General features: G+C 41.2%; 28 protein-coding genes. 17 read left to right on the top strand and 11 right to left on the bottom strand.

Features of this window, described 5'->3' with window-relative positions; all coding sequences use genetic code 11:
- Window positions 1-5 precede the first annotated feature (5 nt).
- Complete coding sequence (locus AC6UDC_RS06520) at window positions 6-1445, bottom strand: zinc ribbon domain-containing protein (protein ID WP_500721868.1); 1440 nt, start codon at window positions 1443-1445, stop codon at window positions 6-8.
- 11 nt (window positions 1446-1456) lie between these two features.
- Complete coding sequence (locus AC6UDC_RS06515) at window positions 1457-2293, bottom strand: DUF6574 domain-containing protein (RefSeq protein ID WP_500721865.1); 837 nt, start codon at window positions 2291-2293, stop codon at window positions 1457-1459.
- A gap of 253 nt (window positions 2294-2546) precedes the next feature.
- On the opposite strand from AC6UDC_RS06515, the gene AC6UDC_RS06510 reads away from it, so the two are divergent.
- Window positions 2547-2804 (top strand): hypothetical protein, encoded by a 258-nt coding sequence (locus AC6UDC_RS06510; protein WP_500694034.1) that lies wholly within the window; start codon window positions 2547-2549, stop codon window positions 2802-2804.
- A 125-nt stretch (window positions 2805-2929) separates the two neighbouring features.
- Window positions 2930-3157: a hypothetical protein gene (locus AC6UDC_RS06505; protein ID WP_500694035.1), complete on the top strand. Its 228-nt coding sequence runs from the start codon at window positions 2930-2932 to the stop codon at window positions 3155-3157.
- 49 nt (window positions 3158-3206) lie between these two features.
- Here AC6UDC_RS06505 and AC6UDC_RS06500 read toward each other — a convergent pair whose 3' ends face one another.
- Entirely contained in the window at window positions 3207-3836 is a 630-nt protein-coding gene (locus tag AC6UDC_RS06500) for a YdhK family protein (protein ID WP_500721864.1), read from the bottom strand.
- 204 nt (window positions 3837-4040) lie between these two features.
- Between AC6UDC_RS06500 and AC6UDC_RS06495 the strand changes: the two genes are divergently transcribed.
- Entirely contained in the window at window positions 4041-4286 is a 246-nt protein-coding gene (locus tag AC6UDC_RS06495) for a hypothetical protein (protein ID WP_500721862.1), read from the top strand.
- Window positions 4287-4354: 68 nt separating this feature from the next.
- Complete coding sequence (locus AC6UDC_RS06490) at window positions 4355-5020, top strand: type 1 glutamine amidotransferase (protein WP_500707441.1); 666 nt, start codon at window positions 4355-4357, stop codon at window positions 5018-5020.
- 34 nt (window positions 5021-5054) lie between these two features.
- Here the strand turns inward: AC6UDC_RS06490 and AC6UDC_RS06485 are convergent, their stop codons facing one another.
- A complete protein-coding gene (locus AC6UDC_RS06485) occupies window positions 5055-5594 on the bottom strand; it encodes a GtrA family protein (RefSeq protein WP_500694039.1) in 540 nt (179 codons plus the stop codon).
- 121 nt (window positions 5595-5715) lie between these two features.
- Between AC6UDC_RS06485 and AC6UDC_RS06480 the strand changes: the two genes are divergently transcribed.
- Window positions 5716-5856, top strand: a complete 141-nt coding sequence (locus tag AC6UDC_RS06480) for a hypothetical protein (RefSeq protein ID WP_500721859.1) — start codon at window positions 5716-5718, stop codon at window positions 5854-5856.
- A 96-nt stretch (window positions 5857-5952) separates the two neighbouring features.
- Entirely contained in the window at window positions 5953-6678 is a 726-nt protein-coding gene (locus tag AC6UDC_RS06475) for a response regulator transcription factor (protein WP_500721856.1), read from the top strand.
- Between the two features lie 39 nt (window positions 6679-6717).
- On the opposite strand, the gene AC6UDC_RS06470 is transcribed toward AC6UDC_RS06475, so the two are convergent.
- Window positions 6718-7638, bottom strand: a complete 921-nt coding sequence (locus AC6UDC_RS06470) for a metal ABC transporter solute-binding protein, Zn/Mn family (protein WP_500721852.1) — start codon at window positions 7636-7638, stop codon at window positions 6718-6720.
- Between the two features lie 118 nt (window positions 7639-7756).
- On the opposite strand from AC6UDC_RS06470, the gene AC6UDC_RS06465 reads away from it, so the two are divergent.
- From AC6UDC_RS06465 to phoU, 7 genes are all read left to right on the top strand, one after another.
- Window positions 7757-8386, top strand: a complete 630-nt coding sequence (locus tag AC6UDC_RS06465) for a TetR/AcrR family transcriptional regulator (RefSeq protein ID WP_500701247.1) — start codon at window positions 7757-7759, stop codon at window positions 8384-8386.
- 180 nt (window positions 8387-8566) lie between these two features.
- Complete coding sequence (locus AC6UDC_RS06460; RefSeq protein ID WP_500694044.1) at window positions 8567-9454, top strand: phosphate ABC transporter substrate-binding protein PstS family protein; 888 nt, start codon at window positions 8567-8569, stop codon at window positions 9452-9454.
- Window positions 9455-9474: 20 nt separating this feature from the next.
- Window positions 9475-10398 (top strand): phosphate ABC transporter permease subunit PstC, encoded by a 924-nt coding sequence (gene pstC / locus AC6UDC_RS06455; RefSeq protein ID WP_500707436.1) that lies wholly within the window; start codon window positions 9475-9477, stop codon window positions 10396-10398.
- Window positions 10399-10400: 2 nt separating this feature from the next.
- Window positions 10401-11303: a phosphate ABC transporter permease PstA gene (gene pstA, locus AC6UDC_RS06450; RefSeq protein WP_500701305.1), complete on the top strand. Its 903-nt coding sequence runs from the start codon at window positions 10401-10403 to the stop codon at window positions 11301-11303.
- A 3-nt stretch (window positions 11304-11306) separates the two neighbouring features.
- A complete protein-coding gene (pstB, locus tag AC6UDC_RS06445) occupies window positions 11307-12107 on the top strand; it encodes a phosphate ABC transporter ATP-binding protein PstB (RefSeq protein WP_500721848.1) in 801 nt (266 codons plus the stop codon).
- Between the two features lie 10 nt (window positions 12108-12117).
- The gene (gene pstB, locus AC6UDC_RS06440) at window positions 12118-12891 is read left to right on the top strand and encodes a phosphate ABC transporter ATP-binding protein PstB (protein ID WP_500694047.1); all 774 of its coding nucleotides are present in this window, start codon (window positions 12118-12120) and stop codon (window positions 12889-12891) included.
- An 11-nt stretch (window positions 12892-12902) separates the two neighbouring features.
- Window positions 12903-13598, top strand: coding sequence for a phosphate signaling complex protein PhoU (gene phoU, locus AC6UDC_RS06435; RefSeq protein WP_500694048.1), 696 nt, complete (start codon window positions 12903-12905; stop codon window positions 13596-13598).
- Between the two features lie 44 nt (window positions 13599-13642).
- Here phoU and AC6UDC_RS06430 read toward each other — a convergent pair whose 3' ends face one another.
- Complete coding sequence (locus AC6UDC_RS06430; protein ID WP_500721844.1) at window positions 13643-14359, bottom strand: gamma-glutamyl-gamma-aminobutyrate hydrolase family protein; 717 nt, start codon at window positions 14357-14359, stop codon at window positions 13643-13645.
- 140 nt (window positions 14360-14499) lie between these two features.
- Entirely contained in the window at window positions 14500-16446 is a 1947-nt protein-coding gene (locus AC6UDC_RS06425; protein WP_500721841.1) for an ABC transporter ATP-binding protein/permease, read from the bottom strand.
- Window positions 16447-16850: 404 nt separating this feature from the next.
- Here AC6UDC_RS06425 and AC6UDC_RS06420 point away from each other — a divergent pair, with 404 nt between their 5' ends.
- Window positions 16851-17864, top strand: coding sequence for a zinc-dependent alcohol dehydrogenase family protein (locus tag AC6UDC_RS06420; protein WP_500694138.1), 1014 nt, complete (start codon window positions 16851-16853; stop codon window positions 17862-17864).
- 31 nt (window positions 17865-17895) lie between these two features.
- Complete coding sequence (locus tag AC6UDC_RS06415; protein WP_500721837.1) at window positions 17896-18708, top strand: DUF6198 family protein; 813 nt, start codon at window positions 17896-17898, stop codon at window positions 18706-18708.
- Between the two features lie 51 nt (window positions 18709-18759).
- On the opposite strand, the gene spxB is transcribed toward AC6UDC_RS06415, so the two are convergent.
- The 3 genes from spxB to AC6UDC_RS06400 form a co-directional block, all read right to left on the bottom strand.
- Window positions 18760-20505: a pyruvate oxidase gene (gene spxB / locus AC6UDC_RS06410; RefSeq protein WP_500696958.1), complete on the bottom strand. Its 1746-nt coding sequence runs from the start codon at window positions 20503-20505 to the stop codon at window positions 18760-18762.
- Window positions 20506-20622: 117 nt separating this feature from the next.
- Window positions 20623-21390, bottom strand: a complete 768-nt coding sequence (locus AC6UDC_RS06405) for an ABC transporter permease (protein WP_500694054.1) — start codon at window positions 21388-21390, stop codon at window positions 20623-20625.
- On the bottom strand, window positions 21383-22039 hold the full coding sequence (locus AC6UDC_RS06400; protein WP_500721835.1) for an ABC transporter ATP-binding protein: 657 nt from the start codon (window positions 22037-22039) through the stop codon (window positions 21383-21385). Before AC6UDC_RS06400 ends, AC6UDC_RS06405 begins: the two co-directional genes overlap by 8 nt.
- 117 nt (window positions 22040-22156) lie before the next feature.
- Here AC6UDC_RS06400 and rlmD point away from each other — a divergent pair, with 117 nt between their 5' ends.
- Both rlmD and AC6UDC_RS06390 read left to right on the top strand, forming a co-directional pair.
- The gene (gene rlmD, locus AC6UDC_RS06395; protein ID WP_500721833.1) at window positions 22157-23569 is read left to right on the top strand and encodes a 23S rRNA (uracil(1939)-C(5))-methyltransferase RlmD; all 1413 of its coding nucleotides are present in this window, start codon (window positions 22157-22159) and stop codon (window positions 23567-23569) included.
- A 10-nt stretch (window positions 23570-23579) separates the two neighbouring features.
- Window positions 23580-23993 carry a hypothetical protein gene (locus AC6UDC_RS06390; protein ID WP_500694057.1) on the top strand — a complete coding sequence of 138 codons (414 nt, stop codon included), beginning with the start codon at window positions 23580-23582 and terminating at the stop codon, window positions 23991-23993.
- Window positions 23994-24054: 61 nt separating this feature from the next.
- Here the strand turns inward: AC6UDC_RS06390 and rbsU are convergent, their stop codons facing one another.
- Window positions 24055-24975, bottom strand: a complete 921-nt coding sequence (gene rbsU / locus AC6UDC_RS06385; protein WP_500694058.1) for a ribose/proton symporter RbsU — start codon at window positions 24973-24975, stop codon at window positions 24055-24057.
- Window positions 24976-25060 lie beyond the last annotated feature (85 nt).

Below are 25060 nucleotides of genomic sequence, written 5' to 3'. Positions count from 1 at the left end.
TACTATTAATCGTTATCGGTACTATCCGATACTTTCTTAACTGACTGGTTACTCTTGATGATAAACGGAAGATCATCAGAATCATCACTGCCAGGATTTTTGACCAAGATGGCATTGTACTCAAAGGTCTGATGACGAACTGAACTATTGTCATCGTCGTCATTGTTATCGAAAGTATAATCAACCTGATAAGTGACTTGCGTCTCCCCACTATCATAAGGTGCTACCGATTCGGTCCTTTCACTAGTTTCAAATGACTCAATTTTATCGTTGTCATTATAACTTTTGACCATCTTAAGCATATCCTGACAAGCGGGACTACCATTTCCACCGTCAAAGAAATGGGAAATATCAACGTCGTTACCGGCACCACTCACCTGAGTCCAGAGCGGATTCAAGACCTGATCAGCCTGATCTTTCGTGGCAATCCCATCAAACTTCGGTTCAATCGTGTTGTTATTATCACTGTCTTTTAAATTATAAGGTTTACTCTGAATTAATTTACCGGACTTGCCCTTCATCTGAACTTGAACGTTCATGTTCGTACTAAATGGGTAGTCAGAAAGCTTAAAGCTCCCATTGTCACCAATCGTTCCAACCTTCTTGTTTTGAATCAACACGTCTGATCCTGGTTGCCCCTTTACGGTGAAGGTGATAATTCGAAGTGGTAAAAACGCTGAACTGGCACCATCAATCCAGTCGAATTGACCATTATTGTGCAATTCACGGCCATTGACTTTTCCGGCAGTGGTAATGTTATAAAGGCCTGGTGCAAGTGGCCCAATCTTCTTAGCCTTTTGACTGCCCGTGTTGCTGGTAATTTGCTTGCCGTTCACACTCAACGAGACGCCATTCAGGTTAGTGGAAATACTAGAATAAACGGGTTTGACCATCAGTTTATACTTAGGGAAAACTAACCAGGTGTTACCCTCCTGCTTAAATTGCAGGTTGTCGGTCACCGGATTATCGTTATCGCGCATGAACTGACTCCTAAGCTTTGATAACTGGTCCTTATTACTAGCATAATAATTAATGGTTGGCTTCATCGCTTTCCCACTAATCTTAAAGTTCGGGTCGTTTGTTTCCGACACATTGGCTAAATTCTTTTCCTGATCATTCTTAATTGCTGAGATGACTCGGTCGACTTGATTAGCTTTTGAATAGTAATTCTTTCCAAAGAAGTAACCACCGATAAGTACCACTACCAAGACCACCACAATTACCCAAATCACTTTAGTAAGTGGTTTCATCTTCTTTTGCTTTCGCGGACGATTAACGTTACTTGTCTGACGCAGGGGCCGACTCCCTGATGTCTTGCGACTTGGTCCTGCTTGACCTTTTGGTGATCCATTAGGAGTTAGTTTATACCCACAATTGGGGCAGAACTCATCATTTGCATTAATTCGGTGTCCACAATTGGGACAAAAAGACGCTTCTTCACTCATTTTGACTCCTCCTAGTATCCTTGCCCAAAGTTAGCAGCAAAGTTGTTAATGATCTCTTGAGTCAGCGTTTGAAGTTGAGAGCCCAGGCTATTACCCAAAATAGCTACTAGGACAGCGGAAATGATTGCCACGATAACCGTTACAATCAATAAAACATAGAAACTATCAATCGACCCAAAATTCTTAGAAAAGAGCATTTCATAAATTAACGCCCAACCCGAAATGGTGATGGCCAAGTCGACCACGTAGAGACCAATTAAAAATAAAATTCCAGCGGGCATCACGGCTGATAGAAGCAAACCCACTAACAGTAAAATAATTCCAACGTTTAAAAATTTACCGTACTCATTCGTATAATCACTAAGGCTCATATTGTTGTTCATAATGAAGTGAACTCCGACATAGCCTAAAATCCAAGCTAACAGACCGATTACGGCAATAATCAGTCCTAGTCCCATAACACTCGTGTTAATGACGCCATCCATCTTATGAATAAGTGAGTATGGAACTGATTCAGAGGCCAGTCCACTCTTCATTCTCATTGCTAAAATAAACGAAACTAGCCAGGTCAAAACGGCAAAGATTCCAAGCGAGATATATCCCAGATACTTCTCACTAACAACCTCATATTTGACTGGATGTTTAATTGATTCAATGAAATAATTAAACATGCTGGTTAATCCGTTAGAAACGTCAGCCTGTGAATTACGGGGATGTTGCTGCTTTTTTGCTTCATTATGTACCTTGTTACTGCTTGTTTGACTGTTGCCAGTCAACTTAGTTCCACACTTGACACAAAACTTTGCGCCCGGCTTGTTATTAAAATGACAATTAGGACATTCATTCATACTAGTTCCTCCAATTAAATAAATATTAAGATTTTCTTACGTTTACATTATCACATACTGATTAGCTCAATCAAAGGGCTAAGGCACATAAATAAAAAAATCAATTAATTGCGGCACGGGATATCGGTCACTCAACAATTCCCGTTCACCAATTTCCTCAGTGTTCGTGAATTTTGATGAACTATAATCCTATTATTTGATTATTCAACTTATTTAATTATAATTATTATAAGATAATAAAGGAGGCGTGCTTATGATTCATTGTACTGGAAACGATGTTTTTATAAATGATCAAAAACTATACAATACCGTGCAAATGGAGATGCAGGATTCTCATAACTTTTACGAATTTGCTGTCCACATTGCTTATGCCCTAGAGGGTAAAATGGCTGTTAATGACATTGCCAAAATCGTGGAGGCCGCTAGTAACAACCACTTAAAGGTCACCGAAACCATTAACGTTTGTCCTAAAGCTCTTCAAGAAGCACTCAAAAAATCACAGTACCTATAAGAAATTCCTTAGCTTGGATGGGCTAAGGAATTTTTTTGGTTTCAGGTGATGTTATCTAAAACTCATTTGAAGTAATATGATTAGTATCACTGATTAAACTTCAAACTACTATTAATGGAGAAAAAATGAAAAACAAACGCAACGTTCTACGAAACATTAACGATCTCATCTGTGGCATTGCCCTGGTAATTGCCATCATGTTCGCCCACTTCAATATTTTACTAATCACGGTCTTAATCGTTTTTATTGATGAACTCTTATGGGGCATGTTCGGCAAAAACAAGAAGACTACGTGGTATTTAATTGCCGCGATTATTGGTTTAATTGGTGCCATCGGTTACAACTTCATCTAAAATAAAAAAATACTAGGACAATGTCCTAGTATTTTTGAACTAATTTAAATTAGCATTTTTTCATTTCAGTTTGGCTGACCCACTGATGGTTAACGTATTCTTTGCCACCATTAGTTGGATTGAAGGTTACAGCATAGGCAGGACCGTCACAAACTTTAACAATCTTCCCCTGAGCACCTTTCATGCCGGGCATGTGGTCAGCTTCAACGGTGACTTTTTCGCCCTTTTTCAAGGTAGCACCTTGTTTATCAGCCTTAAGTTGGTCTTTTGTAACGAACTCATGATTTTTAACTTCAGCCTTACCATCGGTTGGCTTGTAATCGATGACATAAAGTGGTGAATCATATGCTCCGGTAACTTTAGCCTTAGCACCTTTCATCCCTTTCATGTGGTTAGCTGATAGTTTAACTTCAGAACCAACCTTAAACTTAGGATTTTTAGCGGCAGCTAAGTCAGTGGGAAGATTCATCTTATGCTTCATTGGCATATTCATGTCCATTGACTTATCGCCCTTGGTTTCCTTCATGTCTTTTTTACTCATTGTTTTTTCGCTACTGCTACTCGACATATTTGATGACGAACTGGACTTAGAACTACTCTTGCTTTCTCCACAACCAGTAAGTACCAATCCCACACTAGCTACGGCAGCTAACGTAAATAATGTTTTCTTCATTTTCATCTTTGAAGAGCTCCCTTGATATTTTTATGATGTTTCAACTGCTAAGATAGCACCGTCGACACCAAAAAGTTACTAAAATGACTTACCGTAAGTATATTTTAAGATTCTTATAGATTCCTTCAAAATTAAGTAATATGTTTGCACATTTAACCCTAAAAGTTCATGCTAAATATATATAATCTTATGTTTGTGAGGTGAAAATTAATGGGTACAGAAAGTTTAATCATTTCAATTATTGCATTAGTTGTGATTTTGATCATTCTAATCGCTCTAGCATGGTTGTTCTACAAGTTCCTCGGTGGTAGAGACAAGGCAGCCTGGAAATCATCAATGCAAATGGCATTCACAATTGCCTTTGGAATCATCGTTGCATTCATCGTAATGGGATTGTTCAAGATGATCGTCGCAGCCATTGCAGCCATGATCGGTATGCAAGGCGGAATGATGTAATTTACTAAAATAATGCCACTTGGCATTATTTTTTTATTATCACGGTCAATTCAAGAGGAACAACAATAATGAGAGTAAGTATTTTGCAACACACTTCTGATGAGGGACCCGGAGCAATCTCCGACTGGATTCATCACAACCATTACCAGATGTTCGTTTATCATCCTTCTCAGTTTAAGGTGCTACCAGACGCTGCTACAACCGACATGTTAGTAATCTTAGGCGGCCCAATGAGCGTCAACGACGACACAAACTGGATCAAATCCGAACGAGAACTAATCAAACGGGTGATTAGCCAAAGAAAACCAGTCTTTGGCGCCTGCTTTGGTGCCCAACAAATGGCCAAAGTTCTAGGAGCTTCCGTCTTTGACTCGCACACTAAGGAAGTTGGGTTTGCTCCCGTCTACTTAAAAACAAAACTCATCTCCGGATTATCCAACCAACTAGAAGTGCTCCACTGGCATGAGGAAACGTTTCAGATTCCAGATGGTGCCTCGTTATTGTACTCAAGTGATCAACTCGTTAATCAGGGATTTGTAAAGGATAACCTCGTTGGCCTCCAGTTTCACCTTGAACCCAACCACGACAACGTCACCGAAATGGCAATTAACGACTACCCTTACCTTACTGGGTCCGTTTTAAGTCAGTCTAAAAACACCATCATTAACCACCCAATTTCAAAACAGAACCATCGCGATTTATTCAAGATTTTGGATTACATCGCAAACAAATAGCACCCACCTAGAAAAAGTGGATGCTTTTTTGATTTTATTTAAAAGCAAAGTACTTAGAAACAAAGTAATTAATCACAATGGCCATGATTTGTGTTCCAACCACACAGATAAAACTGTTAAACAACGTGGGACTCCCAATCAACCCGTGAACAACGGGAAGTTGGAACAACCAAGCCGAATAGTTTAAGTGATCTAAAAATAAAATCTTAATGAAAAATTGCGGAAACTTATCGATCATTACGTAAGTCATCAAAAAGTCGAGGACTAAAACAAACAATCGTCCCGAAACAAAGTTAACGATCTGAGCCTGAAGTGTCTTGGACTGCGTTCCACTGTTAAAAACAAAGTACTTGTTCACCACAAAAGCAAACGCAATCGACAGAACTTGGGCAATTAAGACCGGGGTAAAATCACTGGTAAAAATCTTCATCGAAACGAATCGACTGACAAAGTAAACCAGGGTGGTCATGGCTCCCCAAAACAAGTATTCAATTTTTTCATCAAAAACTAATCTTTTTACGATATCTAAGTAGTTAGTAGTATTAGCGTCGTTTGTATCATTCATGATATGCATCAAACCCTTTCCTAGTCATTTTATCACAATCAATTAAGTTATAAATTTGTGATTTCCTTAAAACTTAATCTTTTCGGTCGTGTTAAAATAAAACCAATCATTAACGAAGGGAAGGGACGTCATGGATTTAAGCACGTTTATCTGGCTCATCATAATGATGGTGGTCGTTTTCGTAGTGGTAACCATCATTACCGTCTTAGTGAGTCTTCATCGCGCCAAAAAACGACAGGAAAAAGAGAACCGACATTCTGATTCCAAGTAGCTTAGTTACGTGAAAACGTTAAAGTTACGATTATCAGCCATAAAACTGTATAATGAGTGAAGAAAGAGAAGCGTGATTTCTAATCGGGATGGTGCCATGAATCACATTGTTTTAGTGACTGAAAAATTATCATTAGCACTTAGTTTCAACCAAACCTTTAATGACAATGGGTACTTTGTCGACGATTTATACGATGTTTCAAGCTTACTATCATCCATTCAAAAGTACGAAGAACAGGCCATTATTTGGGACCTAAGTACCGTTGCAACTCAAAAGTTGATCGAACTTATCCCTAAAATCCGCCAAACGGCCTCACTTCCAATTCTCGCTCTGGGAGAAAAAAAGGACGAGGGCATCGTTGATCAATTATTTAAAGTTGGCATCGATGACTACATCATTCAACCATACAACGCTGACGAAGTCATGCTCCGGATGAAACATCGCGCCCGTTTCTACCAAGACGAAAATAATAGTCTAAAGCAGGAAAAAAATAAGAAGGTCAAACCACGATTTCACTTTTCTGACATCGACGTTGATTTAGATCAGAAGGTTGCTACCAAAAATGGTACTTCGCTCCGACTAACGCCTAAGGAATTCAAGCTTTTAGAGTACTTTCTGACTCACCCTAAACGGATCCTGAGTCGTGAACAAATCCTAAACGGCGTTTGGAACGATCTTTACATTGACCAGTCCTCGCGGATGCTTGAAATGCACATCAGCCATTTAAGGGACAAGATTGAACCTAATCCCAAAGACCCCGTCTTAATCAAAACGATCCGTGGCTTTGGTTATGAATTTGAAGCGAAATTAAATAAACCATAATAAATGACATCCAAACCATTAACGGGCTTGGATGTCATTTTATTTGTTTTTCATTTCATTATTTTGAATTTTGACCACCTGCTGATAGGCATTATCCATCCACTCCAAGTAGTTTTTATCTTCAGGAATCGTTTCGGTCAATTTTACAACCGGCACATCATGATCCTTAGCTAATTTGACGAGGTTCTTGACCATTTTACTGTCAGCCTGCGTGTTATCAACAAAGAAAGCAATCCGATGGTGAGTGATATCATCCCTGATGTTTTGAATACTCTTAGGTGACGGGTCAATCTCCTTCTCGGTCGCATTGGCAAAATCAGGGTCATTTACCTTGTATCCCATGTACTGAAGGGCATCATCGAAAACCGGTTCACTGACGTCGACCTTGCGATTTAACTGGTAATCGTTCAGATTATCTCGTGCCTTTTCCGCCTGCTGCTTAACTGGTTCATATTCTTTTAAATACCGCTTGGCATTATCATGAAAATAACGTTTGTGATTCGGTTGTTTTTCACTATAGACGTCTGCCAGTCGGTAGACGAGCTTACTAACGGTGTCAGGATCATACCAAATGTGCTCGTTATCTCCATCTTTTCGGTTCATCACCTTTGAAACGTTGACAACCGACGTCTGATCACTTCCATTCTTTACCAGCTTTTTCATCCAATCGTCGTATCCAATGCCATTTTCAACAACCACGTCTGCTCTTGCAACTTGATTCGCATCACTCGTTGAAGGATCAAAATCGTGTGGGTCACCGCTTCCCTTAATAATCGGCTGAACGCTCCCCTGATTTCCCAAAACATTTTTCGCAATTTGACCATAAAAATTAGTTGAGGTAACCACTCTCAGCTTATGGTTGGCCCGTTCATCTCCTGATTTTTTGCCACAACCAACTAGCACGATGACACAAAATAAGATTAAAATTGCTGTTATACTTAACTTAAACTTTTTTATCATTGTTTTTCTCCTTTGAAACATCATCCGAAGTTAAGTTGACCATCATTAAACAAATAATACTCACTTAATATAATACTGTTATCTTAAATTGAGCAATCAATCCACTGGAGGAATTTTCATGGCAAACGTTCGTAACCAGGATAAAACCCATTCCCTATTACTAGAGGCCGGGTTTAAGGCCTTTCTAAAAAACGGGTTTGATAAGACAAAGATTCGTGAAATTTGCCGAAACGCTAACCGGACAACCGGTTCCTTTTACAAACACTTTGAATCAAAGGATGCGATTCTAGATGAAATTCTTGATCCCTTTATCAAGCAATTAAAAGACGAATATGAGAATCAGTTTAATCAGGGAATGGCTAAAATCAGTCCAGCCAGCGTTCAAACGGTGTGGAAACAAAACATTTTGAATATGAATCCAATCATCCACACCCTTTACGCTAATCCGAAGTATAAGGAATTAATTCTTTTTAAATCAGAGGGGTCGAAGTACGACAATCTAGCCGAAATGCTAACGAAATACTTTACCCAAAAAATTGCTAACTCCATTGGGATCATGCAAGAACGTAACATCATCACTGTTAGCTTTAAGTTTAACTACCAGGAACTGCATTTTCACGTGTTCTCGTTTTATGCTACTTTTTGTGACATTTTGAAACATCGGTATAACGAGCAAGAGGCCATCATGCTGTGTAACAACCTCTACGACTTCTTCTACCCGGGATGGATGGCATGGCTGTCCATTTAGTTTGTTTTTAATAACACCGTTATTTAAGACCCCCTTCAATAGTACTTGAAGGGGGGTCTTTTTGGCTTTACTAAACATTTACATAAAAAGCCCGTAAAATTTACTTAACATTTACATTCACCTTATATACTTGGTTCGTAAACAAAATAATGTCCATTTAAACCAAAGGAGATTTCGTCCATGTCATTAGGCAAAAAGAAAAAGGTTGCATTGATATTAACGTGTGGACTGCTGGCGCTGGGACTCGCCGCGTGCGGATCATCATCTTCCACCAAGGCCAAAAACGGTAATAAGATTACCGCCGTTGGCTCCACGGCACTTCAACCACTGGTCGAGCAAGCGAGTCGAGAGTATCAGGTTAGTAACCCGAAAGTTAACATTAACGTCCAGGGTGGTGGATCTGGAACTGGCCTAAGCCAAATCCAACAGGGAGCCGTCAATGTTGGTAATTCAGATGTCTTTGCTTCCCAACAACCAGGTGTTACTGCTAAAGATTTAGTTGATCATAAGGTTGCCGTTGTTGGAATTGCCCCGGTTGCCAATAAAAAAGTGGGAGTGAAAAATCTCTCAATGAAACAACTTGAACAAATCTTCACTGGTAAAGTCACCAATTGGAAGCAGGTCGGCGGAAATAACGTCAAGATCGTGGTGATTAACCGGGTCGAGGGAAGTGGAACCCGGATGACCTTTGAACAATCCGTTTTAAAGGGCAAAAAAGCCATCAACGCTCAGCAACAAGACTCAAACGGAACGGTGCAACAGATTGTCTCATCGACTCCCGGTGCGGTTAGTTACCTCTCGTTTCCATATTTAAACAATAAAACGCAAAGTATTTCCATCGATAAGGTGCAACCAACCGACCCCAACGTAGAACATAACAATTGGAAAATCTGGTCGTATGAACACATGTATACCAAGGGCAAGCCCACTGGAACCACCAAAAAATTTATTGATTACATGCTTTCAGATCATGTTCAACAGAAATTAGTCAAGCAGATCGGATACATTCAAGTTAAAAACATGAAATTTGAAAAGAATGCTGAAGGTCAAGTTCAAGCGGTTAAATAATTATGAAAGTGGTTTTTTATATGAATGACATTAAAGAAAAATTACTGAAACCATCAAAAGAAACTCATCAAGATAAGGTTGGTCATTTTATCAGTCTCATATGTATCGGCCTGATCGGCATCCTCGTCATTACCATCCTCTTCTTCATCACCACCAAAGGACTGGCGACCTTTACTTCCGATCACGTCAGTATCATCGATTTCTTCACCAAGGGGGACTGGAATCCAAGTCAGACGGGACCAAATGGGAAACCAGAAGTTGGGGCACTTCCAATGATCGTCACCTCATTTGCGGTCACCCTACTATCCGCCATTCTTGCCACCCCATTTGCGATTGCCATGGCTCTTTTCATGACCGAAATCGCTCCCAAACGAGGGCAAAAGATTCTGCAACCAGTAATCGAATTACTCGTTGGAATTCCATCCGTTGTTTATGGGTTCATCGGTTTAATGGTCTTGATTCCCATCGTTAGAACGGCGTTTGGCGGGACCGGTTCTGGGATTTTACCAGCTACCATCGTTTTGTTCGTCATGGTTCTTCCGACCATCACCTCAATGTCAGTCGATGCTTTAAAGGCCGTCCCACGAGACTACCGGAGTGCTGCTCTTTCACTCGGAGCCACTAAATGGCAAATGATGTACAAAGTGGTCTTACGGGCTGCCACTCCGGGAATCCTTACCGCGATGATCTTCGGAATGGCGCGCGCCTTTGGTGAAGCACTAGCCGTTCAGATGGTCATCGGAAATGCAGTCCTCATGCCAACCAGCTTGACAAGTCCAACTGCAACTTTAACCAGTCAACTGACGACCCAAATGGGCAATACCATCATGGGAACCTTGCCTAACAACGCCTTGTGGACATTGGCCTTAGTTTTACTAGTAATGTCACTAGTATTCAACGTCATCGTAAAACTAATTGGAAAGAGGAGTGCATTTAAAAAATGAAAATAAATGCCAAAAAAATTAATAAGTTCGCCATTGGGACCATCTGGGCCTTAGTCGTGGTCGTAGTTCTGATCTTAATCTTCCTACTCGGTTACATCCTCATCACCGGTCTACCCGATATCTCGTGGAAGTTTTTAACCACCACGTCCAGTTCGATCAGTGCCGGCGGTGGAATTAGAGATCAGCTCTTTAATTCCGTCTACCTGCTAATACTGACGATCATCATCTCGCTGCCAATCAGTCTTGGGGCCGGAATTTACCTGGCAGAGTACGCCAAGGACAACTGGCTCACAACGCTCGTTAAAACGGCCATTGAGGTTCTAAGTTCATTGCCTTCCATTGTCGTTGGTTTGTTTGGATACTTGGTGCTAGTAATCAAGTTTCAACTTGACTACTCCATTCTGTCAGGAGCGATTGCTTTAACCATCTTCAACCTGCCACTCCTTACCAGAAGTGTCGAAGATTCCATCGAAGAGGTGCCAAAGTTACAAAGAGAAGCCGGGTTATCGCTTGGACTCTCCAAGTTTAAAACCATTACTGGAGTTGTGCTACCCCTCGCGATCCCGGGCATCATCACCGGTGTCATCCTTAGTTCTGGTCGAATCTTCGGGGAAGCCGCCGCCTTGATTTACACGGCTGGTCAAAGTGCCCCAATCGTAAGTTACACCAACTGGAATCCTTTCAGTCCCAGCAGTTTCCTAAATCCCATGCGTCCAGCTGAGACCCTTGCAGTTCATATCTGGAAACTAAATACCGAGGGAATTGTTCCAGACGCACACGTCGTTTCAAGTGGAGCATCAGCCGTTCTTATCATTGTTATCTTAGTCTTTAACCTGTCGTCTCGGTTCTTAGGTAACTGGGCTTACCGCAAGATGACTGGGACTTCTAGAAAAAAGCGAGGTTAAAACATGGCTCAACAAAATTACGATTTAAACCACCATCAAATTATTACACCACCAGGAGAAATGGCCCTTGAGACCGAGGACGTGAACGTCTTCTACGGTAAAAAGCAAGCTACCTTTGATGCTTCGCTGGCATTCTCAAGGTTCAAGATTACCGCCCTCATTGGAGCCTCTGGATCTGGCAAATCAACCTTCCTTCGCTGTCTCAATCGAATGAATGATGGTGTGGCAAACGTTACCGGTAGAATCATGTACAGAGACGTAGACATTAACCAAAAAAAATTAAACGTCTACGTCCTTCGAAAAAACATTGGCATGGTCTTCCAACACCCCAACCCCTTTGCCAAAACCATTCGTGAGAACATTAAATTTGCGCTTAGAAAACATGGCGTAAAAGATCCACAGGAACTTGATCAACGAGTAGAACAAAGTCTAAAAGCCGCTGCACTATGGGACGAAGTCAAAGATAAGCTGGATACAAGCGCCCTTGAATTATCTGGTGGACAGGCTCAAAGGCTCTGTATCGCTCGTTCAATCGCCATGCAACCTGACATCTTGTTGTTAGACGAACCAGCGAGTGCCCTTGATCCCATTTCAACCTCTAAGATTGAAGAAACGCTTCTAGAGTTAAAGAAAAAATATACGATTATCATCGTGACCCATAACATGCAACAAGCCGCCAGAGTCAGTGACTATACCGCCTTCTTCCATCTTGGACACGTCATGGAGTACGCTAAAACAGCTGACATTTTCACCAGACCACAGGTCAAAGCCACTGAGGATTACATTTCCGGCAACTTCGGTTAAGGAGAAGTAAATGACAACTAAAACGGAACCAAAAGAGATTATCAAAACTGAAAACGTCAATTTGTACTATGGAAAGCGAAAAGCGTTGCACGACATTAATTTAAACTTCAAACAAAATGAGATTACCGCCCTAATTGGACCATCTGGATGCGGAAAGTCAACATACCTCCGTTGTTTAAACCGAATGAATGATCTTATTCCAAACATTACCATCACGGGAAGCTTCACGCTCAATGGTCACAATATTTATGGTCCAAAAGAAGACATCGTGGAACTCCGAAAAGAAGTTGGAATGGTTTTCCAGCAACCCAATCCTTTCCCCTTTTCCGTGTACGATAATGTCACCTTTGGCTTAAAATTAGCTGGCGTTAAGAATAAGCAACTATTGGACGAACGCGTTGAAGAATCTCTAAAACAGGCGGCTATCTGGGATGAAGTTAAGGACAAACTTCATAAAAGTGCGCTTTCATTTTCTGGAGGACAACAACAACGAATCTGCATTGCTAGACTCTTGGCCATTCAACCAGACGTGATTTTACTGGATGAACCAACGAGCGCGCTCGACCCTATTTCGAGTCAGATGATTGAGGACACCCTCCTAAACATCAAGGACAAGTATACGATCATCATCGTGACTCATAACATGTCACAAGCTTCTCGAATCTCAGACAAAACGGCGTTCATGCTGAACGGTCGACTAGTGGAAGTAGGCAAAACCAAAAAAATGTTTATGAATCCTGATAAGCAAGAAACAAGTGACTATCTCAACGGAAAATTTGGATAAGGAGAATGACTATGGGAGCATTATTTGATGATGAATTAAAGAAACTTAAAGGACACTTCATGGAAATGGGATTTGACAGTAGTGAACAAATCTACCAAGCCACCAAATCTTTCATTGATCATGATAAGGACCTCGCACGCAAAATCATTGCAGAGGATCCCAAGATTAACAACGAAGAAATGGATTTAGAGAAACAGTCCTTACAACTGATCGCACTCCAGCAACCCGTTGCCAGTGATTTTCGTCAAATTATCAGTATTTTAAAGGCCAGTACCGACATTGAACGAATCGGCGATCACGCCAATACGATTGCGAGAGAAACCATTAACGCCAAGGGCCATGAACGAATCCCGGCGGTCGAAAAAGTCATCAGTGAAATGACTGAACAAGTCCGTTCAATGTTAGAACAGGTACTAGAGGCCTTCTTTGAGGGGAATGCCTCGGAAGCTAAGAAAATTGCTGACCAAGATGAATCAATTGACAAGTATTATCATTCCACCAGAAAGTTAGTAACTGAATCCCTGAAAAAGAACAGTAAGACGGCGCAAGCGGCCCTAAGCTACTTAATGGTCATCCGATTGCTCGAACGGATCGGTGACCACGTCGTAAACCTCGCCGAGTGGCTCGTTTACAATCAAACCGGCAAGATGGTCGAACTCAGTCACAGCACCAATCACGATGAAGAATACTTTGAAAACAACAAGTAACAAAGAAACCACCCTGATATTTCTATCAAGGTGGTTTTCGCTATTTATTGATTACTGGTTCGCTCAAAGAAGTCCAAAAACAACTGTTCCTCTTTTGGATCGTTTTGCCACAATAATTCTGGGTGCCACTGGATTCCCATGATACTAGCATCATCATTTTCAACCGCTTCGATGACGCCATCAGGGGATTTGGCCGTGACGGTCAAACTCTCTCCGACCCTTTTTAGGGCCTGATGATGAATTGAGTTCACCACCGGATGGTTTCCAATGGAATGGACCAACTGGCTTTTGGCTTTCACTTGCACCTCATGAAAATTATGCTTCGGATCGTCGTGTTTCACGTGTTGAACGTTAGACTTGGGTAAATCAGTGGCAATGTCTTGATAAAGACTACCACCAAAAGCTACGTTTAATACTTGAAGCCCCCGACAGATTCCTAAAAGTGGTTTTCTCCGGCGCACCATTTCTTTAATCAGTCCCATTTCCCACTCATCATGGGGTCGATAGTGCGCATCGTCTGGTTCGACTGATTTTTCGTGGAATAATTCTGGTTGAACATCTTGACCACCAGGAATAATTAGGCCGTCAACTAAGTCAACGTATTCGGAAATCATATCAAGCTCAGCCATGGGAATAATAACAGGCAGAATGCCGTGTTTTTGCAGTAAATCAATAAAAACTTGAGCAGTATAATTGGCGTAATCAAGGTTATAGTTAGGCGTCTTAATCCGGTTAACGTTTGCCGCAATTCCAATTCTCAAAATGAACCCCTCCATTACAATTTAGTAATTCCTAATGAATAAGAGCCATCCCGAATTAACGGGATAGCTCTTATTTGGTTTAGAAGTTAGTTTGGTCCAACTTTCCTATAATTGCAATAGCTTAATTAATTTTTTAATCTTTATTCGGAACTCAGACTCACAATTGGATCTAATTTAGCGGCCTTGGCTGCTGGAGCAAGTGCTGCTAGTAAACAAATAATAACAAAGACTAGTGCCCCAATAATGGAATTGGCCGGTGAAATTTGAACAATTGCGTACTTAATCGCTCCATTAGAAATCGTATCCGCTCCCCATTCGGCCAGGTAGGCGATGATAACCGCAAAGATGGACGAGAAGACTCCCAGAATAAAGGCTTCGGAGAAGAATAGGTTTCGAATGTTGCCCTTGGTAAAACCAAGTGCCCTTAGAATCCCAATCTCCTTGGTTCGTTCGGCAACACTAATGTAGAGCACCACGATGATCATAATTGCTGACACAAGGAGCGAAATTGCCGCAATTCCTGCTAGAACCCAAACAGCGACGTTAATGTAAGTGTTCAGTGTTGATACAATCGCACCCGCACCAGTAATTTGGTACTTGGCTTGTTGATTGGGTCCCTTCAACGACTTAATCTTATCTTGAACGGGTTGAACGTTGGGAACTCCACCAGCGATGTTCACCGCGGCAAAGTTCGGTTCGTACTTCATTTTAGCTTCACTAAACATTGACTTCATCGTGTTGGAACTAACAAGTGCCATTGGGTTCACGTCACTAGTCACCCCACTCACAGTAACCTCTTTTGATAGGACATGGGGCTGCCCGTTATCATCGGGGGCATTCGCAAACAACTTAATTTTTTGGCCCGTCATGTCGTACGGCTTCTTCTTATTAAAGCTTTGGGCCGTCTTCTTATTAATCAACACCTGATTATCTTTAGTGGGGACTGCTCCGGATTTAATGTTCTTCTTTAAGACCGCTCCTTGATAGTATGTTTGAATGTACTGAACGGAAGCGGTTTTATCGGCCGCTTTAAACTGACCGCCAGCTAAAAACTTACCCAACGTTGAACTCTTGACGTTCTTTAGATCCTGCAACTGCTGGTTATCCTGGTTGGTCAGAAGTTCATTTTTAGGGTTTTGTTCCTCTCCTTGTTTCTGTTTTCGACTAACCTGAATGGTAGTGGGATTAACCTCTGAATAAATTTCATGATTAATGTATCCCTTGACCCCATTGCCGAGACCTAACATGAAAATGACCGAAAAGATGCCGATGGCCGCCCCAAAAATAATTAACAGGTTGCGCTTCAGGTTATAACGAAAGTGTTCGAAGGCCATCGTAAAGATGGAAGCAAGTTTGGCCGGACGCGCCTGAAAGTCCGCCTGCGTTTTATTAACCGGGTAAGCGGGTTTTAAAATCCTATCTTCATCAATCTTCCCGTTGGCTAAATGAACGATTCTCGTTCCATAATTGGCAACCACCTGAGAGTGGGTGACGGCAATTACCAGTTTTCCGTCTTCGGCAATTTCGTTCATTAGTTCCAAGATGTCATCGGTATTTTGAGCGTCCAAGGCACCAGTTGGCTCATCAGCAATGATGATATCTGGGTCAGAAGCAAGTGCTCGAGCAATTGAAACCCGCTGCATTTGTCCACCTGAGAGTTGATTGGGGTACTTGTTACGGTGGTCATACAAACCAACCTTTTTTAAAAGCTCAGTGGCCCGTGCTTCTTGTTGTTTATGTGTTAAAGTTGTCATTTCTAAAGAGACCATCACGTTCTCTTTAATGGTCAGATGATTCACAAGGTTAAAGTTTTGAAAGATAAAACCAATCGTACTGCGCCGATACTCATCAAGTTGTTTACTGGTATCTTTTTTTAACGATTTCCCGTCAATTAAAACGTCACCGGAATAATCACTGTCTAGTCCAGCGATAATATTCATAAGGGTCGTCTTTCCACCACCAGATTCTCCCAGGATGGAAACAAATTCCCCACGATCGAAGTTGAGACTGATCCCGTTTAAAACATGAAAATCCTGATTATCCACATAATAGGACTTTTTGATGTTTCTTAGTTCTAAATAAGCCATTTGGTTCTCTCCTTCTTTTTTAGTAGTGTCCATTTTAAACTAATTTAACCAAAAGTAAATTTTAACCTGAAAGTAAGACCGGCCTTAACGGAAAATTAAAAAAATAATTTTGTGAAATATTTTCGTAATTTTTTCATAACAATAATTAAAATTAATTGCTTAATTCCCACTCTAATGCCGTTATCTATTTCACTTATCAAATTTCTTCTTTGTTCAATTTTTATTGGATCTATTTCAGAAGCTGGAATGCCCTTGCAAACAGTTTTCAAACGGTTTACATTATTACTTGGAAACAAATCTGATATTCCTGAAAGAAATCTTTCCATTTTTTTCGATCAGTTATGTTCAGATTGTAACGATATTAATTCATCAACTTTTCGAAAGGAAGTTATCTTATGTCAAAAATGAAAGCTTTAGTTATGACAGCTAAGCAACACATGGAGATTGAAGACAGAGATGTCCCAACTCCTAAGGACGACGAAGTCTTAGTTGAAACTGCCTACGCTGGTATCTGTGGTACCGACCACGCCTTATACAATGGTCTCCCTGGTTCAGCTGATGCTACTCCTCCAATCGTGTTAGGTCACGAAAACTCTGGAGTTGTTTCCGCAGTTGGAAAGAACGTTAAGGACTTCAAGAAGGGTGACCGTGTTGTTGTTGACCCTAACATTTACTGTGACAAATGTTTCTACTGTCACACTGGCCGCTACGAATTGTGTGAAAACCTATCGGCCGTTGGTGTAACTAGAGATGGTGGTCTTGAAGACTACTTCACCGCCCCAGAAAAGGTTGTTTACCACATTCCTGATGAACTATCACTTCAAACTGCATGCTCAATGGAACCACTTTCATGTGCCGTTCACACGATGAAGATCACCGAAAACATTACCCCTTACCAACACGCTTTAATCATTGGTGATGGATACATGGCTAAGTTGTTTGCTCAACTACTTAGAATCTACGGAATCCAGAACATTGACATGACTGGTAGACATGATGAAAACCTTGCTTGGGAAAAGAAAGAACTTAACTTAAACAAGGTTATCAACACGACTAAGGAAAAAATCACTGACAAGTACGACATGGTAATCGAATGTGTTGGAAAGCCTGAAACCCAAGAACAAGCTGTTGAAGCAACTAATCCTGGCGCTCAAGTTATGATGTTTGGTGTTGGTGCACCAGGTCAAACATTTAACATGAACACTTACGAAATCTTCAAGAAGCAATTAACCATCAAGGGTTCAATGATTAACCCCCACAGTTTCGAAGATTCAATTGCTTTACTTTCAGATGGTTCCGTTAAGGTTACACCTTTCCAACACAACATCCTTACTTTAGAACAAGTACCTGGTGTATTAGCTGGTACTGACAAGGTTCAAGGCAAGTCAATTGTTAAAGTTAATGGTAATCTTAAATAATTGAACCAAAATCTGATCGTGGAGGGAAACTATGGCGAAGAAAACCGCTAATAGAAAAGCCAAACGTACCATTTCCATGACAGCTTCAATTATGTTCTTTATCCTTTCATTAATAATTAACTCTGCTGGAAATGTTTTGACTCTAGTAACAACTGCTAAGATTCATCCATCTTTTCTAGGTTCAGCTTACTGGACCGCAGCCGAAACCAACCTTGGAAATGCATTTCACTGGAACTTATTCTGGGCATTTCTAATCTTGGGAGTTGCCATTACCATTTTGAACGCCTTTTTAGTCGGTCACTGGGATTGGGGACGTGCCATTGGAAACGTCATCTTCATGGTTCCGTTCTCAGCACTCATCCAGGTCTTTGATGACTTCTTCATGGATGGTTCACTGCCAGTAATTGGAAAAGTATCATTTTTTGCTGGATTCCCTGAAGCCAAGGGTTGGATGATGGTCGCTTTATATGTCCTCTTAAATTTCTTCGGGGTAGCATTGATTGCAACCGCCATCTCAATCTACCAACGAGTCAACTTAGTCTTGCATCCCGCTGATGATTTGATGCAGATCCTGCGATTTAAGTACTTCAATGGTGCTGCTGGGAAAGCCATGTGGGCTTCCTACATCCCACCGACTGTCATGGCAGTGGTTGCCTTTGCAATTACTCGTCAATTTACTAACTTAGGAGTAGGAACGATCTTTGCGTTCCTATTCCAAGGTGGAATCACTGGACTTGCTGATAAATACATCTTCCCTCACCTAAAGCATCAAGCGTTAGATGTTGGTGATGAATCAACGGTTGCCGTTGATATTGACGAAGACGAAAAGACAAAGAAAAAATAAGCAAAAGAAATAACCGATCTCAACCGAGATCGGTTATTTTTATTTAAACCACTATTTCAAACTTTTTAAAATCTCGCTCAATGCTGGTTGACCATAAACGTTATAACGTTTCTTGTACGCATCAATCGTTTTTTGGTCAAAGTTTTCTGGGTCAAGTGGGACAAAACTAGTATCAATTGGGTCAAACGCTTTAATCTTAGCGTCAATCACAATCGGCTTCGTGTTACCTTCGGCCTGCATTCGGTCAATCTCAACCATGACACTATCCAGTTCATCTTGACCCGAAACTTTAAAGCCATGAGCACCCATGCCTTCAGCAACCTGGGCAAAATCCGCTTGATAGAGGTCAACACCATAATCACTAATGCCAGATTGAACGTCTTCGTGTTCAATGTAACCAAAGCGTTCGTTTGACAAAACGACATTGATAATCGGCAAGTTGTACTTGGCCTGCGTAATCACATCCTGCATGACCATTGCAAATCCCCCATCACCTGAAATCGACCAAACTTGACGATCAGGATATGAGAGTTTAGCAGCAATGGAAGCTGGTAGACCAAAGCCCATTGTTCCAAACCACGGTGACATGGCAAACTGCTGCTGCTGATTAAAGGGAAGTTGACGAATGGAATGCATGGTGTTGTTTCCAACGTCAAGTCCATAAACCGCATTCGACTTAGAATGGTCAGCGATTGCTTTCAAAACAGTCTCAGCTCTAAGACCCTCGTCGTAGTCAGTCGCAATGCTATCAAGCCATTTTAACCAATTCTCGCGATCAATTCGAGCGGCTTTTAAGAAATCACTCTTAGGAAGCTTTACATCTGAATCAATTAACATTTCTAAGAATTCCTTGGCATCACCGTGAATCGTGAGGTTGGCCTGATACTGACGACCCAAATCAGCCAGATTGTTATTAACTTGAATGATTTTCTTATCTTTAGGCATGAAGCGAGCAAACGGAAAGTCGTTTCCAAGCATAATAATCAGATCGGCAGCCTGAGAAACTTCAAATCCGGGTTTCGTTCCCAGTCTACCACGAGCACCCATGTAACTCAGATTGTCGTTTGGCATAATCCCAGTTGCAGGAGCCGTGGACAAGACTGGCATGCTAAACTGATCGGAAACTTTCACGATCTCATCTCGGGCACCCTTAGCACCTCTTCCGTACCAAAGAACCGGATGTTTGGCTTTCTTAATCATCTTAATGGCTTCATCAACGTCAGCTTGTTTAGGGTGAACCGTTTTAATGCTACTTGAAACGTTGGCTGTCTTAGTTGGTTCATAGTCAATCTCAGTTCCAAGTAAATCATTCGGTAAGATGACGACTGCTGGCCCCTTCTTTTGATAGGCCGTCCTGATGGCTTCATCAATAATCTTTGGTATCTGATCGGCAGTTGACGCCTGGCGGTTGTAAACCGAAACGTCAGCAAACATTGGCAGTTCATCCATTTCCTGAAAGAACCGCGTGTTCATCATTGGTTGGGGAACTTGTCCAACGAGGGCTAGCATTGGCGTATTGTCTTCCTTCGCGTCGTATAAACCATTAAACATGTGAGTCGCACCAGGACCAGCCGAACCAAAGGCGACCCCAATCTTACCGGTATACTTATGGTCAGCGGAAGCGGCCAAAGAACCGACCTCTTCATGTCTAACCTGAATATATTTAATGTTCTTTTTTTCCTCATCTAGCGCATTCAATAAGTTATTCAAAGAGCCAGCTGTGATGCCATACAAATGGTCGACATCCCAACTCTCAAGCACTTTCACCAGTGCTCTACTTGCTGTCATTTTACTCATAGAATCCCTCTTTTCGTTTTTCCAATTTAACTGTTGACCCAATTGAATTATAAACCACTCCATCAATTTATCCTATCAGAAGCAATAAAAAAGACTCCTAATCAGAGCCTTTACTTATTAATTCATATTTCTAAGCTGGTCATTTTTAGTGTAAAAACTATGATAACCCATGTAACATGCGATGATTGAACTAACGGCCGTAATCCCAAGCAACATGAAAGTTACCATGATCTGGTACTTAATGGCCTTAACCGGATCAACACCAGCAAAGATTAAACCAGCCATCATCCCGGGTAAACTAACCAGTCCAACGGTCATCGCAGTATCAATCGTGGGCTGCATCCCGGTCTTAATGCTGTCACGCACAATGTCAGAACAGGATGTTTTCACGTCGGCTCCCAGAGCTAATTTTTCAATAATCTGCTGTCTCCGGTCTTTAAACATGGAATTCATACTTCGATAACAAAGTCCCAAGGCAACCATTGAGTTACTGGCAACCATTCCGGTAATTGGTACCACTTGAGACGGGATAAACTTAATTGCTCCCGCAAAGACTAATACCGCAAGTACGACAATCGTGCTACTTCCTAACGCAATGATGGAAATGGGCAATGCGTGTTCCATACCGTCACTACGTCCTTTGGCGTTATAAGCGGCGTTAAACAAAATAATTAAGATTAAAATCAGGGTTAAAAAAACGTTATTGATCCGAAAAACGAATCGTAAAACGTACCCAACTATAAATAACTGAACCACACAACGGATGGTGGCAATGATAATTGACTTATCAATGCCCAACTTTTCTTTCCATCCGACAAATAACGCGATTAAGACCAGGAGTCCAGTTAATGCGAGCGCTTGATTTGAAACAATTAAATTAGGCATCTTTATCTCCTTTAACTAGTCGTCCGTTAACAATTGTGACTAACTCGGTGGCATGGTCAATCTCACCTTGATCATGAGTAATCATGATGACCGTGGTGTGATCTTTTTGATTAATGTAGTTAATCATCTTGTGCACACTTTCCTTGGTGTTCTCATCAAGGCCAGTGGTAACCTCATCTAAAATAAGCACATCAGGCACAAACATGATGTTGCGAATTAATGCGACCCGTTGGCGTTCCCCACCAGAAAGATTATCGACCGTCCGATCCAAATCACCATCACCTAGATCGACGGTTTGAAGTGCTTTTAACGCATGTTCTTTATCAAACGGTTTATTTCGAATCTGATATGGGAACTCAAGATTATCCTTGACCGTATTGCCAAACAAGGTGGGTTGCTGAACGGCGTATGATACTTTTCTCCGATACTCAATTGGATTTAAATCAGCGACGTTTTGGCTTTCAAAAATTACTTCACCAGAACTGGGAGTCAAAAGATCCGCCAAAAGTCTCACAAAAGTTGTCTTCCCACTCCCTGATGGACCAGTGATCGTAACGATCTCTCCGGCATCAACGCTCCAGCTGATATCCTTGATAATCTCACGTCCATCAGCGTCGTAGCATAGGTTTTTAGTTTCTAGTACTGCCATTTTGATACCTCTCTTTTCTTTTTAACAAATTAACAGTATGATTATACAACACTTTTGTATCATATATGAGTCTGCTATAATGACGTAGACGTTGTTATGAAGAAAAAAGGAGTTCTAATGAGTTATAAAAGAGTTAGAAACGGTTCAAAAAGATCGTCAAATGTTTCGGTAGAACTCCACCAACGAGTTACGGTCACCATCAAGCGTCTCGGAATTAATGGTGAGGGAATTGGTTATTTTCACCGCAAATTAATTTTTATTCCTGGTGCGCTAGTTGGTGAATTAGTTCAAGCTGATGTAACCGAGATTAAACCTAAATACCTACGCGGAAAATTAGTTCAAATTGATAAGGAAAGTCCCTTTCGGGTTAAACCGCGTGATCCATATGCTGGAGAAGTTGGTGGTTTTGAACTCGAAGACCTCGCATACCCTAAGCAACTGGAATTCAAACGTGATTTAGTTAAACAATCGCTTAGAAGATATCATCCGAGGGCTTATGATCATTATGATGTCAGGGAAACGATCGGGATGGATAATCCCTATGAATACCGTAATAAGGCCCAGTTTCAAGTTCGAACTGAAGCAAACGGAAGAGTCATCGCCGGATTATATAAAGAAGGAACTCACGAAGTGGTCGACATGGAGACCTGCTCCGTTCAGTATCCGCTTACCATGAAGGTCATGCACGCTTTAGTCGAAATGGTTCAGGAACTAAACATCCCAACGTTCGTTGAATCCAATCACTCTGGCATTTTAAAAACCTTGGTAGTTCGAGCAGCTCTCAATACCAACGACGTGCAGGTGGTTTTTATCACTAACACGCCCAAGTTGATTAAGAAAAATCAACTCTTAGAAATGATTTCCGATCGCCTTCCAGAAGTCACTTCCGTCATGCAAAACATTAATCCTGGTGACTCACCTTTGATCTGGGGAGAAAAGACGGTTCATTTAGCTGGAAATGATAGTATTACCGAAAAAATTAATGGTCTATCATTTAAGTTGTCACCAAGAGCTTTCCTCCAACTAAACAGCATCATGACACCAAAACTCTACGATTTAGCTGGAACAGCCCTCAATCTTGATTCTGATGATCGTTTGATTGATGCATATTCTGGGGTAGGAACCATCGGTCTTTCATTAGCAAACCAAGTTTCTGAAGTTAGAGGAATGGATACCATTAAGGAAGCCATTACCGACGCCAATCATAATGCAGCAATCAATCATATTGATAACGCCACCTACTACTTTGGCAGTGCCGAGGATTTGATGCCGCAGTGGATAACCGAGGGTTTTAAACCCACGGCGCTGGTGGTTGACCCACCACGCGTTGGCCTTGACCAACACCTAATTGATGCCATTTTAACCGCTAAACCACAAAAATTTGTATATGTTTCATGTAATCCATCAACGCTAGCTCAGAACCTAGTTCAACTAACGAAGTCTTATAACGTGGACTACCTGCAACCAGTTGATATGATGCCACAGACTCCGCACGTCGAAGTCGTCGTCAAATTTACTTTAAAGTCTTAGAAAGGTCCAATTGTCAATGAATCCATTCGATAACGGCAATAATAGTGGGAATAATGGCATGAACAACATGTTCTTGCCACCTAACTACGCCGTCGTGCAAAATAAAGAAACCCAAGAAGTCAAAGTCCAAAAGGTGGGCTTCTCATTCACTACGCTAGTGTTTGGAATCTGGCCTTCTATTTTTCGTGGTGATTTCTATAATACCCTTTGTATGCTAGGGGTGGATTTTATCCTAGCAATGGCACTTACCGTCTTAACTGGATTAAACATCGCATCCTCTGCCTATGAGATTTTTGCAATCATGCCATTAGCATGGAGTTTTGTATACAATATGATGTTTTTCCGGCATTTGCAAAATAAGGGATTTGTTCCCATCAATAAACGTTCAGCTGAACTTTTAAAACGAAGTCATTATTATAAATAATTAGGAACACAAAAAACACTTCACATAATGTGAAGTGTTTTTTTGTTTGAGATTAATGATTTTATAGCATAACGGTAACGGCAGCAGCAACGATGATCAAAGCTAAACCGATCAAAGTAGCAACCATTTCCTTTGGAGTCTTCTTCTGGTGTAAGAAGTAAACACCGGTCAAGGTAGCAACAACTACTGATACCTGTGATAGAACGAATCCAGTTGAAAGACCTAACATGTTTGGTTGTGCAGCAATCAAGTATGAGAATGCGGCAATTGCAAAGAAGAAACCAGCAATAATCTGTTTGTATGAAACACCCTCAGCAAACACATTTTCACTCTTCATGTTCATCAAACCGTAGATAATAGCCATCAAGACCATTCCCATTGCCTGTGGCAAGAATGCTTCCATTGGGGTCATTACTGAAGTGGACTGTGGCAAAATTCCCTTAGCCCAAGTCAAGTTATTAACCTGTGGAGCGGCTGAGTATAACCAGTAACCAATAACACCAATTAACTGTAAGATAACGGCTTTTTCAAGCGCACCTTTATTAACGTTTTCTTTGTTTTGGCTCCAAGTGGTAAGAGTGGCACCGATAATGATAACGATCAAAGCAAGGATTCCAATGATCTTGTGACCAATACCAGGCCAACTACTTAACGCAAATGCACCCCACAAAGCAGTTACAATCAACTGAAATGCGGTCGTGATTGGCATAACTCTTGAAGAACCAATCAAAGAATAACCTTTAAAGGCCATGATTTGACCGAAGCCCCAACCCATACCAGACAAGATTCCGTAGACTAAGTTCCAGCCCATTGGGAAGCCAGCTTGCGTGAATAATAAGACAACAATCGCAAAAATCAATGTACCAACTGTGGCACCAAAGATTTGGTTCGTTGGTTTACCACCAATTTTTGATGAAATAGTTGGAAATAGCCCCCAACCAATCACTGGAATTAATCCAATTAATATTGCTTCAAAACTCATATCCCATACCTTCTTTTCAAAATACTTTTGTAACCCTTATTTACGAAATTAATTATAACACGTCAAAAATAAAAAGAAAACGTTT

The sequence above is a fragment of the Fructilactobacillus sp. X7R7C1 genome, from assembly GCF_059901065.1.
The sequence above is the reverse complement of the archived record's forward strand: the minus strand, read 5'-3'. Positions and strand labels throughout refer to the sequence as shown.